Source organism: Cupriavidus sp. GW822-FHT06G04, from assembly GCF_058799075.1.
Genome location: NZ_JBXALD010000022.1, coordinates 22,163 through 38,194, shown reverse-complemented (window position 1 = coordinate 38,194; position 16,032 = coordinate 22,163). Strand labels below are relative to the sequence as shown.

Below are 16,032 nucleotides of genomic sequence, written 5' to 3'. Positions count from 1 at the left end.
GAGAAGACGATGCTGCGCTGGATCTACAAGCTCGACCACATCTACGGCCTGCTGCTGACGCTGGGCATCACGCTGGTCATCGAGGGCGTGCTGCGATCGGTCTACGGCGTCTCCGGCCTGCCCTATTCGCCGCCCGATGCCCTGCAGGGCGCCACCGATCTCGGCTTTATGGTGATGCCGAACTATCGCGCCTGGGTAGTGGCCGCGTCGGTGGTGGTGTGTCTGGGGACATGGTTCACGATCGAGAAGACCAAGCTCGGCGCGTACCTGCGGGCCGGCACGGAAAACCCCAAGATCGTCGAAGCGTTTGGCGTCAACGTGCCGCTGATGGTGACGCTGACCTACGGCTTCGGCGTGGCGCTGGCCGCGTTTGCCGGCGTGCTGGCCGCGCCGGTAATTCAGGTATCGCCGCTGATGGGACAGAACCTGATCATCGTCGTGTTTGCGGTGGTGGTGATCGGCGGCATGGGCTCGATCATGGGGTCGATCGTCACCGGCCTTGGCCTCGGCGTCATCGAGGGCCTGACCAAGGTGTTCTACCCGCAGGCATCGTCGACCGTGGTGTTCTTCATCATGGTGATCGTGCTGATGTTGCGGCCCGCAGGTTTGTTTGGGAAGGAAAAATAATGCTGCAGAAATCTTCCGGCCGCGGCCGGTTCGCGGTGTACGGCGTGCTGCTGTTGCTGGCGCTGCTGGCTCCGGCGCTGGGCGCCTATCCGATGTTCGTCCTCAAGGTGCTGTGCTTTGCGCTGTTTGCGTGCGCCTTCAATCTGTTGATCGGCTATACCGGGCTGCTTTCGTTCGGACACGCCGCGTTCTTCGGCGGCGCGGGTTATGTGGCCGGGCACGCGATGAAGCAATGGGGACTGACCCCGGAGCTTGGCCTGCTGCTGGGGACCGCTTTTGCGGCGCTCACCGGCGCGGCCATGGGCGCACTGGCCATTCGCCGCCAGGGCATCTATTTTTCGATGATCACGCTCGCGCTGGCCCAGATGCTCTACTTCTTCTGCCTGCAGGCGCCGTTTACCGGCGGCGAGGATGGAATCCAGGGCATTCCGCGCGGAAAGCTGCTCGGCATGCTGCCGCTCGATAGCGATCTCGTGCTCTATTACTTTGTGCTGATGGTCGTGATCGCCGCGTTCGCACTGATCGTGCGCACTATCCATTCGCCATTCGGACAAATCCTCAAGGCGATCAAGGAAAACGAGCCGCGCGCGATGTCGCTGGGCTATGACGTGGACCGCTTCAAACTGACCGCGTTCGTACTGTCCGCCGCGCTGTCGGGGCTGGCCGGGTCCCTCAAGGCGCTGGTGCTTGGCTTCGAGACGCTGACCGACGTGCACTGGTCGATGTCCGGCGCGGTCATCCTGATGACGCTGGTGGGCGGGCTGGGCACGCTGACAGGACCAATCGCCGGCGCGTTCGTGGTGATTGCGCTGGAAAACAAGCTCGGCGACGCCGGCACGTTCCTGGCCGGCGCGACGGGCATCGACTGGTTCAACACGCTCGGCGAATCGGTCACCATGGTGACCGGCGTGATCTTCGTGATCTGCGTGCTGACCTTTCGCCGCGGCATCGTCGGCGAAATCATCGGCATGGCCGGACAGTGGCAGGCGCGACGCGGACCGTCCGCGCCGCACCGCTCACATCTCGTCGATCGCGGTTGACGCGGTGACCACGCCCGACTCCTTTTCCAGCGAGAAGCGGTCGCGCGTGGTCACGTAGAAGCTGGCGCCAAAGCGTCCCACGGGGAAGTAGTCCTGCAGACGCACGCGCCAGCGCTCCGTGTCGATCAAGCCGTCGCGCGCATGCAGGCGCAGCACGCGGCCGATGAAGATCTGGCGGCTGTCGGTCTCCAGCGTCTCCCACAGCTTGCATTCGAAGGCTACCGGCGCTTCGGCGATACGCGGCGGCGCCACCTGGGTGCACGGCGCGCTGGTCAGTCCCACGTGCTCGAGCTCGCTCATATGCGGCGGCAGCCTTTCGCCGCAGCGATGCATCTTCTCGGCCATCGCCTCATCGCTCAGATGCACGACGAACTCGCCGGTGCGCACGATATTGGCTGCCGTGTCCTTCAGCGCGCCGTCGCCAAGCCGGTTCACGCTGATCATCACGATCGGCGGTTCTTCGCCCAGCATGTTGAACATCGAGAATGGCGCCGCATTGGCTGTGCCATCCTCGCCCAGCGTGGTCACCAGCGCGATCGGGCGCGGCACGATCAGGCTGGCCATGAGCTTGTAGCGCTGATATTCGGTAATGGCGCTGAAATCGATTTCCATGCGTTTCCTTGTTCAAGCCTGCGGCTGCGCCAATCCCAGCATCTGGGCCAGGCTCTTCTCGCCCTGCATGCGCGAGGTTTCGATCCTCTGTTCCAGCTCGCACAGATGGGCCTCCATCAGCGCCACGGCGCCCGCGGCATCGCGCGCCTCGATGCAGGCCACGATGGCGGCGTGCTCGTCGTGCTCGCACGGCGCGTGTCCCGGCGGTTCATATAAACCGACAATCAGCGAGCAGCGCGAGACCAGTTCGGTCAGGTAGCGCTGCAGCACCGCATTGCGCGCCAGCGCGGCAATGCGCAGATGAAAACCGCTGGCCAGCCGCGCCCAGGATGGTTGATCGAAGCGATGCATCGCGTCGTGCTCGTCGGCCAACTGGCGGCGCAGGTCGCGCAAATCCTCTTCGGTCACGCGTGCGACGGCCAGTTCCACCAGCACGCGCTCCATGGCGCGGCGCGCCTCGAATATCTGGCTTGTCTCTTCCGGCGTCGGCTCGGCGATCACGGCGCCCTTGTTCGGGCGCAGCGCCACGATGCCGTCGTGCGCCAGTTTCTCGAGCACACGCCTCACCACGGCGCGTCCGACGCCGAACAGATTGCACAGTTCGGGCTCGGGCAGCTTGGTGCCTGGCGTGAGCCGGTGATTGAGCACGCCGTCAAAGATCGCGCGATAGATGCGCGTGTCGGCATCCTGCCCATCGTCTTGCGGATCCTGCGGCTCGGGCGCCATTTCCGCCGGGGTTGCGGCACGTTTGGCCGCGGCGCGCGCGGGCGCCTTGTGTGCAGCGTTGCTTGACATGAAATCGCTCAAGGAAACAATGGCCATGAATGTTAACGCGAAGCGTGCGGATTGCTGGCGGCTGGCGACGGCAACGCATCCATCGCTGTGCAGATCGCGCCGGGCGTTGTCAGCCAGACATCGCCATGCGCGCGACGTGCGGCAATGTGCGCGAGCGCGCGGCGCAGATGCCGCAGTCGATACGGCTGCCCCACCAGATACGGATGCAGCGCAATGCCCATCACCAGCGGCTGCGGATGCAGCGCGTGGTTGGCCTGTGCCAGCATTTCGTCGAACTGGTCGATGATCATGTCGGCAAACGCCGCACCATCGAGCTGTCGCCCGATGATCATCGGGATGTCGTTGAGTTCCTGCGGATACGGGATCGACCACAGCGACGAACCGTTGCGGGTGCGCATGCGCACGGGCCGGTCGTCGTGCGCCCAGTTCAGCGTGTAGCGATAACCAGCCTCGGCCAACAGGTCGGGGGTGGTCATCGTCTCCGATATCCACGGCGAAAGCCATCCACTCGGCGCGTGTCCGCAATGTTCGCGGATACGGTCGCGGCAATGCTCGATCAGCGCCCGCTCGCCGGCCTCGTCGAATTCGCTCTGGCGGTGCGCATTGGTATGGCCGTGGCCGATCAGTTCGTCGCCGCGCGCCAGGCATGCGTCGAGCACTTCGGGGCAGTGGTCATACAGCGCGGTGTTGAGCAGCACGCCGGCCGGCATTTCGAGTTGGTCGAACAGATCCAGGCAGCGCCATACGCCCACGCGATTGCCGTATTCGCGCCAGCTGTAGTTCAGCACGTCCGGCTGCGGCGATACCGGCCCGAGGTTGGCGCCAAGCCCCTCGCCAAACGCAAAATGCTCGACGTTGAAGCCGAGATAGACAGCCAGCCGCGCGCCGTTGGGCCAACGGAAATCGTCGACATCGGTGATAGGCCGATACGGAAATCTGCCGTGATGGCGCAACGGGCCAAACGTGGGCGCGGCGGCGGCCTGTGCGGCTGCCAGCGGGCTCGGGTTGAAGGTCATGAACGATTGCCTCTCTTCTGGTTGGTGCATCCGCTCCGCAAACGGCACCGTCTTCGTGCGCGACGCCCCGTTTCAGATCGTATGCATGCATGCTGGCAAATCGTTCGCAATATCTGCGCCATATCGTCTACGTGTTGCCTGTGGCGATGTCGCGGCTCACAGCGACGATTCGTCGACATCGTGGCACGGGTCTTGCGAGTCAGCGGCTCCGAAACCAACCCCCATCCGGAGATCCGCCATGTTTCGTCCCCAACGCCGTGCACTGATCGCAGCCGCTGCCGCTGCCTGTGTCATGACCGCCCTGCCCGCGCATGCGGCCGACACCATCAAGATCGGTCTGATTACGGCGCTGTCCGGCCAATCGGCGCGCGCCGGCGAAGCGCTGACGCGCGGCATGACCGTGGCGATCGACGACATCAACGCGCGCGGCGGCCTGCTGGGCGGCCGCAAGCTGGAACTGGTGCGCCGCGACGACGAAGGCAACCCGGCCAAGGGTGTGCTCGCCGCGCGCGAGCTGATCTACAAGGAAAAGGTAGCGGTGCTGTTTGGCGGGCTCGATACGCCGGTGTCGATGGCCATCGTGCCGATCGCCAACCAGGAAGAGGTGCCGTTCATGGGACCGTGGGCCGCGGGCACGCCGATCACGCACAACGGCGCCAATCCGAATTTCGCGTTCCGTGTGTCGGCCGTCGACGAAGTGGTCGACAAGGCAATGCTGCAGTACGCACAGAAAGCATTCGGCGCCACCAAGCCGGGCCTGATCCTGGTGAACAACCCATGGGGCGAATCGAACGAAAAAGGCATTGTCGCCGCGCTGGCGGCAAAGGGCAGCAAGCCGGTAGGCGTGGAGAAATTCGAAGCCAACGACGTCGACGTGGTGCCGCAGTTGGGCCGCCTGAAGGCGGCCGGCGCCGATGTGCTGCTGATGGTCGGCAACGTCGGGCCGTCGGCGCAGGTAGTGAAATCGCTCGACCGCATGGGCTGGAAGGTGCCGGTGGTATCGCACTGGGGCCCGGCTGGCGGCCGCTTTACCGAACTGGCCGGCCCGAACGCGCGCAATGTCCACTTCGTGCAGACCTACAGCTTCTTTGGCACGCAGACGCCGGTCAGCACGCGCGTGATCAATGAGCTGAAGGCCAAGTACAGCGATGTGAAGGGGCCGGACGACATCACTCCGGCGGTGGGCGTGGCCAACGCGTACGACGCCACGCAACTGGCGGCGCTGGCCATCGCCCGTGCGGGCAGCACCAAGGGCGATGCGGTGCGCGAAGGCTTCTACAAAATCGACCGCTACGAAGGACTGATCAAGACCTACGTGAAGCCGTTCTCGCCGCAGCAGCACGACGCGCTGACCGAAAACGACTACGTGTGGGCGCAGTTCATCGACAACCGCATCGTGCCGGTGCAGAAGTAAGGCAGGCGCCGGCGCCGCCGGCTTCCGCCCTGGCTCCTCCCGCGGCGACGCAACGTGGCCGCAGGAGGAGCGCAACCGAATCAAGGACTCACCATGTTATGGATATCCGCCCTCATCAGCGGGCTTGGCCTGGGCAGCATGTACGGGCTGATGGCGCTGGGGTTTCACATCACCTATGCGGTATCGGCCACGGTCAACTTTGCGCAGGGCAGTTCGATGATGCTGGGCGCCGTGCTCACCTACGCGTTTGCACAGACACTGGGATGGCCGATGCCGCTGGCCATCGTGCTGGCGTTGGCGCTGTGCGCGCTGTACGGCCTGGCCGTCGAATTCCTGGCGGTGCGCCCGTTTGCCAGCCGCGGCTCCAATGCGTGGCTGATGGCAACGGTGGCGCTGGGCATCGTGCTCGATAACGTGGTGATGCTGTGGTTCGGCACCGAGCCGCGCAGCCTGCCGTCGCCGCTGGCCGCGCAATCGATGCAACTGGGCAGCACCGGCGTGGGCGTGTACCCGCTGCAACTCGTGATTCCCGTAGTGGGGCTGTTGCTCGCGGCGCTGCTTCACTACGTGCTGCGCAAATCGCGCTGGGGCGTGGCGATGCTGGCCGTGGTGCAGAACCGCGATGCCGCGCGCCTGATGGGTATTCCGATCCGCCGCACGATTGCCGGAGCGTTCGCGATTTCCACCTTGCTGGCGGGCATTGCCGGCGTACTGATCGCCCCGCTGTTCAATGTGCAGGCGGACATGGGCACCGTGTTTGGCCTGAAGGCATTCGCGGTGGCCATCCTCGGCGGGCTTTCCAGCGCCTGGGGCGTGATGATTGCCGGATTGATCTTCGGTGTGGCCGAAGCGCTGGTCACCGCATCGCTGGGCTCCAGCTACACCCAGATCATCACGTTCGCGCTGGTGATCGCCCTGCTGGCCTTGCGGCCGGATGGGCTGTTCGGTCGCGCGGAGGTGCGCAAGGTATGAGCAAATCCATGGTGTCTTCCGTTTCCGCCGCGCCGCCGGCCAATGCGCCGCGCGCAGCCGCGCCCGTGCTCGGGCTGGGTACGCCGCTGCAGATCGTGGCGATGATCGCCGTGCTGGTCGTCTCGGCTGTGCTGGCGCTGACGCTGAACGGCTATTTCGTCTTCGTCATCGCCGGCGTGGCGATGCTGGCCATCTGCGGCGTGGGGCTCAACCTGCTGTTGGGGCTTACCGGCCAGGTTTCGTTCGGACATGTGGGCTTCTACGCGATCGGCGCGTACACGGTAGCCATCCTGACCGGGCAAGCGGGATGGAGCTTCTGGGCGGCGTGGCCGGTGGGCGCGCTGATCGCAGCCGTGCTAGGCGCGCTGCTGGCGCTGCCGGCACTGCGCGTGAAAGGCCCAGGCCTGGCGATGGTGACGATTGCATTCGGCTTTATCGTCGAGCACGGCGCCGTGGAGTGGCGCACGCTGACCGGCGGACAGAACGGCCTGATGGGCATTGCGCAGCCGTCGCTGCCCGGCGTGGACGGCGGCGAGCGCGCGCTGGCGCTGATCGCCATCGCCGTGCTTGGGCTTGCGGTAGCAGCCTATGCGCGGATCGCGCGCGGCAGTTGGGGCGCGGCGATGCGTGCCGTGCGCGACAGCGAAACCGCCGCCGCCTCGATCGGCATCGACCCGCTGGTGGTCAAGACCGTCGGCTTCGCGTTTTCCGCAGCGCTGGCCGGCCTGGCGGGCGGACTGTTCGCGCCGCTGCAGGGCATGGTCACGCCCGGCATGTTCTCGTTCCTGCAATCGATCCTGTTCGTGCTGGTGGTGATGATCGGCGGTGCGGGCACGGTCGCCGGACCGCTGGTGGGCGCGGTGATCGTCGGCCTGCTGCCCGAAATGTTGTCGAGCCTGGAGAACCTGCGGCTGCTGTGCTTCGGCGTGTTGCTGCTGGTGGTGCTGTGGGTGGCACCGACCGGCATCACCGGTGTGGTGACGACGGCGCTGCGACGGCTGCTTCCGGCGCGGCCGGCCGTGGTCGACGCGGTGGGCGGCGCCACGCTTCCCGTGCGCGATGCCGCAGCGCGGCGCGGACTTTCCGCTGTCGGGCTGTCGATGGTGTTTGGCGGCGTGCGCGCGGTGGACGACCTGTCGTTCGATTTGCCGCCGGGACAGGTGACCAGCCTGATCGGTCCCAATGGCGCGGGCAAGTCGACGGTGCTCAACATGCTTTCCGGCTACTACCGCCCGCGCTCGGGCGCGCGCCGGCTCGGCGCGCAAGCGCTGCCGGCGCGTGGCGCGTGTCATAGCGCGCGGCACGGCATTTCGCGCACCTATCAGACCACGCAACTATTTGCCGGCATGAGCGCGGTCGACAACGTGGCCATCGCGCTCACGCGCGGCAAGCTCGGCGCGCTGCTCGGCATCGCCGGATTCACCGCGCCGTCAGTGCGCAACGAAGCGCGCGCGCTGCTGGCAGCGTGCGGCTACACCGGCAACCCCGACGCCAGCGCCGCCGACCTGGCCCACGTGGATCGCCGCCTGGTGGAAATCGCGCGCGGATTGGCGACGCGCCCGGCGGTGCTGCTGCTAGACGAGCCGGCGGCTGGGCTGTCTCGCGAAGACAAGGCGACACTGGGTCGGCTGCTGCGCCGGATCGCCGACAGCGGTGTGGCGGTGGGCCTGGTCGAACACGACATGTCGCTGGTGATGGACGTCTCCGACAACATTGTCGTGATCGATGCGGGACAGCATCTGGCGGCGGGCACGCCGGACGCGGTACGCACCAACCCGGCCGTAATGCGCGCCTATCTGGGCGAAGCGTCGGACGCGCCGGCGCGCAGCCGCCCCGCCACGGCGCAGGCCAAGCTGCCGCTTCCCGAAGTGATTGGCGTATCGGCATTGCGGGCCGGATATGGCGCGGCCCCGGTGCTGCACGATGTCGACCTGCAGGTGCGCGAAGGCGAAATGGTGGCCCTGCTGGGAGCCAATGGCGCGGGCAAATCGACCCTGATGCGCGCCATGGCCGGCCTGCATCGGCCGGTGCAAGGCGGCATCACGTTCGATGGCACCGACCTCGCGCGGCTCGACGCCGCGAGGATTGCGGAAATGGGTGTGGTGCTGGTGCCCGAAGGCCGTCAGGTGTTTGCGGAGCTGTCGGTGCTGGACAACCTGCGGCTGGGCGCCTTCCCATCGGGCCGCATCACGCGCGCCGAGATGATGCAGCGGATCGAAGCGATGTTCATGCGCTTTCCGCGCCTGCGCGAGCGGCAACATCAGCGTGCGGGCCTGCTCTCCGGCGGCGAACAGCAGATGCTGGCCGTGGCGCGCGGGCTGATGTCCAAGCCGGCCGTGCTACTGCTTGACGAACCGTCGCTGGGCCTGGCGCCGAAGGTCATCGACGAACTGTTCGCTTCGCTCGACAAGCTGCGCGAAGCGTCGATCACGATCCTGCTGGTCGACCAGATGGCCGCGCTGGCGCTGTCGCTGGCAGACCGCGCCTATGTGCTGGAGGAAGGCCGCGTGGTGGCCAGCGGCGATGCGCAATCGCTGGCCGCGGATCCGGCCCTGGTGCAAGCCTATCTCGGAGGACAGCACGCATGAGTGCGCTGGCCACTTCAAGCGCGGGCATGGTCACCAGCCCTCATGCGCTGGCAAGCGAAGCCGGCCTGGAAGTGCTGCGCGCGGGCGGCAACGCAATCGAAGCCGCCATCGCCATCGGCGCCACGCTGGCCGTTACCTATCCGCATTTCACCGGCCTGGGCGGCGACGCGTTCTGGATCGTCAGCGACGGTGCGGGCAACGTACGCACGCTATCGGGCATCGGCCAGGCGGCGCAGACGCTGCCGGCCTATGCGCAGGCGATTCCCACGCGCGGCGCCGCGGCTGCGATCACGACGGCCGCCACGGTCGACACGTGGGATCGCGCCTTCGCCATCAGCCGCGATCTGTGGGGCGGCACGCAGGCGTGGGGCAGCCTGTTCCAGCGCGCCATCGGCCACGCGCACGACGGCTTCGAGGTGACGCCGTCGCAGCGCTTCTGGCAGGCCTTCCGCCAGGACGAACTACGCGACTGGCACGGCTTTGCCGCCACGTTCATGCCGCACGACCGGCTGCCCGAGCCGGGCGACCGTCTGCATCAACCGGCGCTGGCGCGCAGCCTCGATCGCATTGCCACGCATGGCGCGCGCGACTTTTACGAAGGCGACCTGGCCGAACGCATCGTCGCCGGCCTGCGCGAAGCGGGCTCGCCGCTGACGCTGCAAGACCTGCGACACACGGCCGCACGCGACGAAGCACCGCTGCGCGTGGCATATCGCGGCGGCGAACTGCTGAGCCTGCCGCCGCCCACGCAAGGCGTGACCACGCTGCAGATCATGGGCATGCTGGAGCGCTTCGACTTCACCGATACCGCCGAAGGCAGCGCGCCCTTCTATCACCTGCTGGTGGAGGCCGTGAAACAGGCCTTCATCGAACGCAACCGCTACGTGGCCGATCCTGATTTCGTCGACGTCCCCGCACGCGCGATGCTCGCGCCGGACCGGCTCGACGCGCTGGCGGCCCGTATCGACACGGCCAGCGCGCTGCCGTGGCCGCATGTCTACCAGCATGGCGACACGGTCTACCTTGGCGCGGTCGATAGCCAGGGCCGCTGCGCAAGCGTGCTGCAAACCGTGTATTTCGATTGGGGCAGCGGCGTGGTGGCCGGCGATACGGGCATCCTCTGGCACAACCGCGGCGCGGCATTCAGCACCGCGCCAGGCCATCACAACGTCATTCAGCCCGGCAAGCGGCCGTTCCATACCCTGAATCCGGGCATGTACCTGCGCAACGGCAAGCCCTGCCTGCTATACGGCACCCAGGGCGCCGACGGCCAGCCGCAAACGCTGGCGGCCGTGCTCACGCGTCTGATCGATTACGGCATGGATCCGCTCGACGCGCTGTCGCGCCCGCGATTCCTGCTGGGCCGCACGTTCTCCGACGCGCGCGATTCGCTCAAGATCGAAGCCGACGCCGGCGACGATGTGATCGCTGCGCTTATCGCGCTGGGGCACGAGGTCAGCGTGATCCCCGCGCAAAGCCCGCTGGCGGGACACCCAGGCGCTATCGCGTTGTATGACGACGGACGCTGCGCGGGCGCGCACGATCCGCGCAGCGACGGCATTGCCATGGCCGTGTGAGGGACATCGCGCAACGCAGCGCGAAGGTGGGGCATCATGCGCGGTATCGACATGCCGCCTGCATGACGAGGCGGTGAAAGCCCCGCGTTTTGTAGTGGTTTTGTATCGGCACGGAACCCGTGCCGCAGCGACCCGTCCAACGCAGTGACTGTCGACTTGCCATCACGATGCATTGCAGCGTGCATGGTCCGGGGCGATGGTCCACAATCCCGTCGGAGGGGCGTCTGGCTGCACCGGTCAAGGCGCCCCCCAGTCCCCAGCAACCGCTCCCCTTTACCAAAGGAGAACACCGTGCTGAGCCCACATGAACTGGCCACGCTGATGTTGATCGGCAATGGCCCGCATACCCGCGATGACACCACCGCCACCGCGCCGCGCGAAATCGATCCCGTCGATCTCGACGCATTGATCACAAAGCAGCTTGTTGTTCTGCATGGCGACCAAGGCCAGCGTCCCAGCCCGCGCATCACCGACCATGGCCGCCTGATGCTCGACGCCATGGGCCGCGCGGGCTGAGCCCGCCAGGCGCACGCCCGCAGGCTACGACGCTACAGGTACACCAGCGACACCGTAGCAATGCCTTCCAGCGGCACGCGGGCCATTACGGTTGGCAACGCGCTACGCGCGACCACTGCCGCCGTCACCGTCATCGGCACGATGACGGTCGTGAAGGCGCCCGGCATATAGCCGGCATCCTGCGTCCACGAGTAGTACACGCCGTCCAACGTATAGGCAAATCCCCCCGATTGGTCGGACGCCGTACCAACCCTGCTCCATCCCGACGCCAGATTTGCGCTGAACAGCATCGACCCGGGCTCGCCGTCGACCAGCGGCGACGCATAGCGAATGCCGTAGCCGCCAAGATTGGTGCCACCCAATGCGCCAAGCCCGAACACGCTGTAGACGCTTGGCGCGCCGACCGCTTCGTCCATTTCGGCTGCGGCCGTGCCGGCACGCGATTCGCGCGTGGCGATGGCCAGCCGTGTCGGGCCGTCGCACGCCACGGTCAGCGTCACCGTGCGCGCGGCAAGATGCGTGGGTGACGATGGCTGGAGCGCATCGGCAAGCACCAGGCCAAAATCGACGCGACCGTTGCCGCTCAGCGAGACATCACACGCCGATGGCAGCGACTTGCCGCCCATCGTCAGGTTCATGGTGTCTTCCGGCAGCCCCGCCAGGGGAACCATCGCTGCCCCGATCGCCAGGACGCTCCGCCACGTCAACGGTTTACGCATGTTCGCACTCTGCCTCATCTGACTGAACAGGCCGCGCGCGACATTGCGCGGCGCCACGATTTCGCTCCTCTCATAAGCTAGGCCAAAGAAGTGCGATCGGCCAGATCGTCATTGCGCAGGCGCGCGAATTCCCCGCGCAACCGTGGAAAATCGGCGCAGCGGCGCAGGTTCTGCGCGTGTGATGTCTGGCGCGATGGTGTCGCGCTCAGTCAGTGCGCGGTGGGCAACTGGTAACCATCGGTCAGCGTCTTCAGGAATGCGATCACATCGCGCATCTCGCCTTCCGTCATCCGCGGCTTGTCGCCGGGCTTTCCGCCGAATGGCGCTTCCATGTTGACGTTGTCGTGGTATTGCGCGGGCAGGTCGTCGAACTTGCGGACCTTGCCGTCGGGGCCGCGCGGATACCACTTCTGCGGCTTGACGTCTCGCTCGGCATAGAAGTGCATGACCTCGTCGAGCGAATGGAACACGCCGTTGTGGAAGAACGCCTGGCGCAGTGCCACATTGCGCAGCGAAGGCGTGCGGAACAGACCGCAGTAGTCGGCGCGGTCCTTGAGGTCAGTGCGATCGGGTCCGCACAGGCCCAGGTCGTGGAATGCCGGGTCGGCATTGCCCGCCAGCTTGCGGTTGCGCGGCACCCCCAACGCGATAAATCCAAAATCGGAGAAGGCAGGGAACGCGCCTTCACGGATATCGCCCGGATGGCAGGCGGCGCAGTTGCCCTTGTCGGGATCGTTGAAGACCCGCAGGCCGCGTTGTTCCTGCGCGGTCAGCTTTGCCTGCCCGCGCAGCACCGCGTCGTACTTGCTGGTGTACGGATAGAACTCCGCCGGCGTCTGCTGGAACACTTCCAGTGCCATCAGTGCCGCATTGAAGGCCGTCGCGTCGTCATCGAGTACATCGTTGCCCAGCACGGCGCGGAATGCCTGCGCGTGCGGGCCCTTGCGGATCTTTTCGACCACGACGATCGGTTCGCCATTAGCCATCTCGTGCGCGGACAGCAGAGGAATGCGCGCCTGCTCGTGCGTGGAATTCGCGCGGCCATCCCAGTTGTGCCCACCCGTCGGACCCTGGTCCTCGGCGTCGTTGCCGTCGTTCTCGTGATAGTGATCGGTGTAGGCGGGCACGTTCTGCACGTAGCGCAGTGAGGGTGCGGCGCGTACGCCGGTCAACGTCATATCGGCACCGCCCAGCTGCACCGACAGCGCATTGGGCGGCCCGTATGCGTGCTCGGGACTATGACAGCTCGCGCACGACTGCTTGCCAGACGCGGACAGCGACGGGTCGTGAAACAGCGCCTTGCCCAGTGCATTGAGCGCCGCCATGTTGGGGCGCCGTTCCGCCATCATCGCGTAGAACGGCTTTGCTGCGGGCTGCCGCGCGGCGGGCGCGCTTGTGGCGATGGGCGCCTGTGCAGCCTGCGCACCCGCGGCCGGGTCGGCCTTGCCACAACCGCCGATCAGGCTCGCCAGCATGACCATCAGCAGGCCGCCGGCGATGCGCATCCAGGTAAAGAGCGATGGGGATGCAACGCTCCACAGCAGCGGTGGCAGGGTCATGACGGCGTGACGACGGCGAGGGTGACGAAGGAATGGCGCAACAGCCTAAGCACCATTTATGACAGCGCCATGTCGATTCATCGAAATGACACCAGCGGCGGCCGTTGACGCGCGGCATGCCGACGATCACGCGCACCGAGGCCGCGTGCGCCGCATCATCAATCTGACATATACGCGGATCACACTCGCGGCGCACCCCGCAGTACTCATGTTTGTCGACGCATCGCAATTCCCACATATAAGAAAGAGGAAAGCCATGAGCAGTTTCAACCGTCTGTGGCCCCTGGCCGCAATAGCCGCCGCATGCCTGTCCGCCTGTGGCGGCAGCGATTCCGGCAGCGCCGCAACGCCGGCCGCCACCACGTCCGGCGTGGTCACCGGCAGCTACTTCGAGCATGCCAAGGTCTGTATCGACGCCAACAACAATTCGCAATGCGATAGCGGCGAAGTATCGGCCTATACCGACGCCAAGGGCGCGTTCACGCTGACGGGCCAGGGCCCGGTGGTGGCCGTGATCGACACCGATGCGTTCCGCAACGACGATGCCGGCGGCCATAACGCCGTGACGCGCAAGCTCGTGTTCCGCGCACCAGCCGGCGCCAACGCCGTGATCAGCGCGATTTCCACCGAACTGACCGCGCTGATGGACGCCAATGGCGGCAACCTCGACAACGCCCGCACCCAGTTGGCCACGCGCCTGGGCGTTGCCGCCGACAAGCTGCTGGAAGACCACAACAAGGAAACGGACAGCACGATCAAGGCTGCGCTGCAGGCCGAAATCGAACAGGCCATCGACCTGATTGCCACGGCGGTGGCGTCTGGCGGCGACATCGGCGCGGCAATCCGCGACGGCGTGACCAAGCGCCTGGCGTTGAACAACATCCAGAACGTAGTGGTGATCTACGCGGAGAACCGCGGCTTCGACAACCTGTACGGCCTGTTTCCCGGCGCCAACGGCATTCCGGGCGTGAATCCGAGCTCGGTCGGCACAGCCGAACCTCAGAAGGATTTCGACGGCAGCACGTTGGCATCGCTGCCGCCCACCTGGGGCGGCCTGACCGCCGCGGGCCAGAGCGTGACGCTGCCGCAGGACAGCACCGTGGGCTGGGCCAACAAGCCGTTCCGCATCGACGATCCGGCCGGCGTGAACGGTACGGGCACGGTGGTTGGCCAGAACGTGGTCACGCGCGATCTCGTGCACCGCTTCTACAACAACCAGATGCAGATCAACGGCGGCAAGAACGACAAATTCGCCGCGTTCTCCGATGCCGGCGGCCTGACGATGGGCTACTACGACGGCAGCAGCATGGCGATGTGGAAGCTGGCGCAGGACTACGTGCTGGCCGACAACTTCTTCATGGGCGCATTCGGCGGCTCGTTCCTGAACCACCAGTATCTGGTCTGCGCATGTGCGCCCCAGTATCCGAATGCCGATAAATCGGTGGCTTCAGGGTCGATCTCGGCCATCGACACCGACGCCAACGGCAATTTCAAGAACCTGACGCTGAAGGCCACCAGCCCGGCCAGCGTGCTCACCGGTACTGCGCAATACCAGAACGACAGCACGCTGACGCCAAAGGACAGCAGCGGCATGTACTACGCCGTCAACACGATGCAGCCACCGTACCAGCCCAGCGGCAACGCGCCGGCGGCAGCGGATGGCACCAAGCTGCTGGCCGATCCGGCCAAGGCCAGCACGCTGCCTGAGCAGACGCAGGACACCATCGCCACGCTGCTGGACCAACGCGGTGTGAGCTGGGCGTGGTATGCGGGTGCGTGGAAGGCCGTGTCGGCCAACAGCTCGCTGATCTACAACAACACGACGCCCAACTTCCAGGCGCATCACCAGCCGTTCAATTACTACGCGGCCTTCAATCCGCTCAATCACGCCGACTATCGCGCATCGCACCTGAAGGACTTCGATTCGCAGTTCCTGGCGGATGCCGCGGCAGGCAAGCTGCCGGCGGTAGCGTTCTACAAGCCGCAAGGCAACCTGAACCAGCACCCAGGCTATGCCAACGTTGCCGACGGCGATGCCCACATTGCCAGCGTGATCGCGCAACTGCAGAAGAGCCCGCAGTACAAGAACATGCTGATCGTGGTGACGTACGACGAGAACGGCGGCTTCTATGATCACGCACCCGTGCCGAAGGCCGATCGCTGGGGTCCGGGGACGCGCATCCCGGCCATCATCGTGTCACCGTTCGCCAAGCGCGGCTTCGTCGATCACACGCAGTACGACACCGCTTCGGTGTTGCGCTTCATCACGCACCGCTTTGCGCTGCCGACGCTGCCTGGCCTGAAGCTGCGTGACGATGCGCTGATCGCCAACGGCAAGCCGGCGATGGGCGACCTGAGCAACGCGCTGACGTTCCCGGCGCAGTAAGGCGCAGTAAGGCCCACTCAGCCCGCAAGCCAGCGCGGCCAGCCGGGCCAGCCAGAAAAGGGAGTTCCATCGCGGAACTCCCTTTTTTCTATGGCATCGCGCGATACGCCGATACGCGCTGCCGTCACGCGCAACGTGCGACCGCCGCTTACCCCGGATTCCGCTTTCCCCTGCTGCGCTGTCCCCAGGGGTCGCAGCGCATCGATCATGG

13 protein-coding genes are annotated in these 16,032 nt (G+C 66.0%); 8 read left to right on the top strand and 5 right to left on the bottom strand.

The window, feature by feature from the left end:
- Together AC1RKI_RS29455 and AC1RKI_RS29450 are read left to right on the top strand one after the other, a co-directional pair.
- Positions 1 to 627: branched-chain amino acid ABC transporter permease (locus AC1RKI_RS29455; protein ID WP_492798353.1), on the top strand; the 627-nt coding region annotated here is incomplete at its 5' end.
- Positions 627 to 1,667 (top strand): branched-chain amino acid ABC transporter permease, encoded by a 1,041-nt coding sequence (locus tag AC1RKI_RS29450; protein ID WP_492798351.1) that lies wholly within the window; start codon positions 627 to 629, stop codon positions 1,665 to 1,667. The genes AC1RKI_RS29455 and AC1RKI_RS29450, both read left to right, overlap by 1 nt.
- On the opposite strand, the gene AC1RKI_RS29445 is transcribed toward AC1RKI_RS29450, so the two are convergent.
- From AC1RKI_RS29445 to AC1RKI_RS29435, 3 genes are all read right to left on the bottom strand, one after another.
- A complete protein-coding gene (locus tag AC1RKI_RS29445) occupies positions 1,644 to 2,279 on the bottom strand; it encodes a flavin reductase family protein (protein WP_061959098.1) in 636 nt (211 codons plus the stop codon). The genes AC1RKI_RS29450 and AC1RKI_RS29445 overlap by 24 nt on opposite strands.
- Positions 2,280 to 2,291: 12 nt before the next feature.
- Positions 2,292 to 3,005 carry a GntR family transcriptional regulator gene (locus AC1RKI_RS29440; RefSeq protein WP_061959117.1) on the bottom strand — a complete coding sequence of 238 codons (714 nt, stop codon included), beginning with the start codon at positions 3,003 to 3,005 and terminating at the stop codon, positions 2,292 to 2,294.
- Between the two features lie 101 nt (positions 3,006 to 3,106).
- Positions 3,107 to 4,090 carry a polysaccharide deacetylase family protein gene (locus AC1RKI_RS29435; protein ID WP_492798349.1) on the bottom strand — a complete coding sequence of 328 codons (984 nt, stop codon included), beginning with the start codon at positions 4,088 to 4,090 and terminating at the stop codon, positions 3,107 to 3,109.
- Positions 4,091 to 4,328: 238 nt separating this feature from the next.
- On the opposite strand from AC1RKI_RS29435, the gene AC1RKI_RS29430 reads away from it, so the two are divergent.
- The 5 genes from AC1RKI_RS29430 (at position 4,329) to AC1RKI_RS29410 (ending at position 11,157) form a co-directional block, all read left to right on the top strand.
- Positions 4,329 to 5,504, top strand: a complete 1,176-nt coding sequence (locus AC1RKI_RS29430; protein WP_492798347.1) for an ABC transporter substrate-binding protein — start codon at positions 4,329 to 4,331, stop codon at positions 5,502 to 5,504.
- Between the two features lie 93 nt (positions 5,505 to 5,597).
- Positions 5,598 to 6,476, top strand: coding sequence for a branched-chain amino acid ABC transporter permease (locus tag AC1RKI_RS29425; RefSeq protein ID WP_061959101.1), 879 nt, complete (start codon positions 5,598 to 5,600; stop codon positions 6,474 to 6,476).
- Entirely contained in the window at positions 6,473 to 9,064 is a 2,592-nt protein-coding gene (locus AC1RKI_RS29420) for a branched-chain amino acid ABC transporter ATP-binding protein/permease (RefSeq protein ID WP_492798345.1), read from the top strand. The genes AC1RKI_RS29425 and AC1RKI_RS29420 overlap by 4 nt, the downstream gene beginning before the upstream one ends.
- Entirely contained in the window at positions 9,061 to 10,641 is a 1,581-nt protein-coding gene (locus AC1RKI_RS29415; protein WP_492798343.1) for a gamma-glutamyltransferase family protein, read from the top strand. Before AC1RKI_RS29420 ends, AC1RKI_RS29415 begins: the two co-directional genes overlap by 4 nt.
- Positions 10,642 to 10,932: 291 nt before the next feature.
- Entirely contained in the window at positions 10,933 to 11,157 is a 225-nt protein-coding gene (locus AC1RKI_RS29410) for a hypothetical protein (protein WP_061959103.1), read from the top strand.
- A gap of 32 nt (positions 11,158 to 11,189) precedes the next feature.
- Here AC1RKI_RS29410 and AC1RKI_RS29405 read toward each other — a convergent pair whose 3' ends face one another.
- Both AC1RKI_RS29405 and AC1RKI_RS29400 read right to left on the bottom strand, forming a co-directional pair.
- A complete protein-coding gene (locus AC1RKI_RS29405) occupies positions 11,190 to 11,876 on the bottom strand; it encodes a DUF1120 domain-containing protein (RefSeq protein ID WP_157779586.1) in 687 nt (228 codons plus the stop codon).
- 209 nt (positions 11,877 to 12,085) lie between these two features.
- On the bottom strand, positions 12,086 to 13,435 hold the full coding sequence (locus AC1RKI_RS29400; protein WP_492798341.1) for a cytochrome-c peroxidase: 1,350 nt from the start codon (positions 13,433 to 13,435) through the stop codon (positions 12,086 to 12,088).
- A gap of 256 nt (positions 13,436 to 13,691) precedes the next feature.
- On the opposite strand from AC1RKI_RS29400, the gene acpA reads away from it, so the two are divergent.
- Positions 13,692 to 15,821, top strand: coding sequence for an acid phosphatase (acpA, locus tag AC1RKI_RS29395; RefSeq protein ID WP_150982741.1), 2,130 nt, complete (start codon positions 13,692 to 13,694; stop codon positions 15,819 to 15,821).
- Positions 15,822 to 16,032 lie beyond the last annotated feature (211 nt).

Coding starts and splice junctions, on each gene's coding strand:
- AC1RKI_RS29450 (WP_492798351.1), top strand. CDS start 627: ATGCTGCAGAAATCTTCCGGCCGCGGCCGGTTCGCGGTGTACGGCGTG.
- AC1RKI_RS29445 (WP_061959098.1), bottom strand. CDS start 2,279: ATGGAAATCGATTTCAGCGCCATTACCGAATATCAGCGCTACAAGCTC.
- AC1RKI_RS29435 (WP_492798349.1), bottom strand. CDS start 4,090: ATGACCTTCAACCCGAGCCCGCTGGCAGCCGCACAGGCCGCCGCCGCG.
- AC1RKI_RS29425 (WP_061959101.1), top strand. CDS start 5,598: ATGTTATGGATATCCGCCCTCATCAGCGGGCTTGGCCTGGGCAGCATG.
- AC1RKI_RS29420 (WP_492798345.1), top strand. CDS start 6,473: ATGAGCAAATCCATGGTGTCTTCCGTTTCCGCCGCGCCGCCGGCCAAT.
- AC1RKI_RS29430 (WP_492798347.1), top strand. CDS start 4,329: ATGTTTCGTCCCCAACGCCGTGCACTGATCGCAGCCGCTGCCGCTGCC.
- AC1RKI_RS29405 (WP_157779586.1), bottom strand. CDS start 11,876: ATGCGTAAACCGTTGACGTGGCGGAGCGTCCTGGCGATCGGGGCAGCG.
- AC1RKI_RS29415 (WP_492798343.1), top strand. CDS start 9,061: ATGAGTGCGCTGGCCACTTCAAGCGCGGGCATGGTCACCAGCCCTCAT.
- AC1RKI_RS29400 (WP_492798341.1), bottom strand. CDS start 13,435: ATGACCCTGCCACCGCTGCTGTGGAGCGTTGCATCCCCATCGCTCTTT.
- acpA (WP_150982741.1), top strand. CDS start 13,692: ATGAGCAGTTTCAACCGTCTGTGGCCCCTGGCCGCAATAGCCGCCGCA.
- AC1RKI_RS29440 (WP_061959117.1), bottom strand. CDS start 3,005: ATGGCGCCCGAGCCGCAGGATCCGCAAGACGATGGGCAGGATGCCGAC.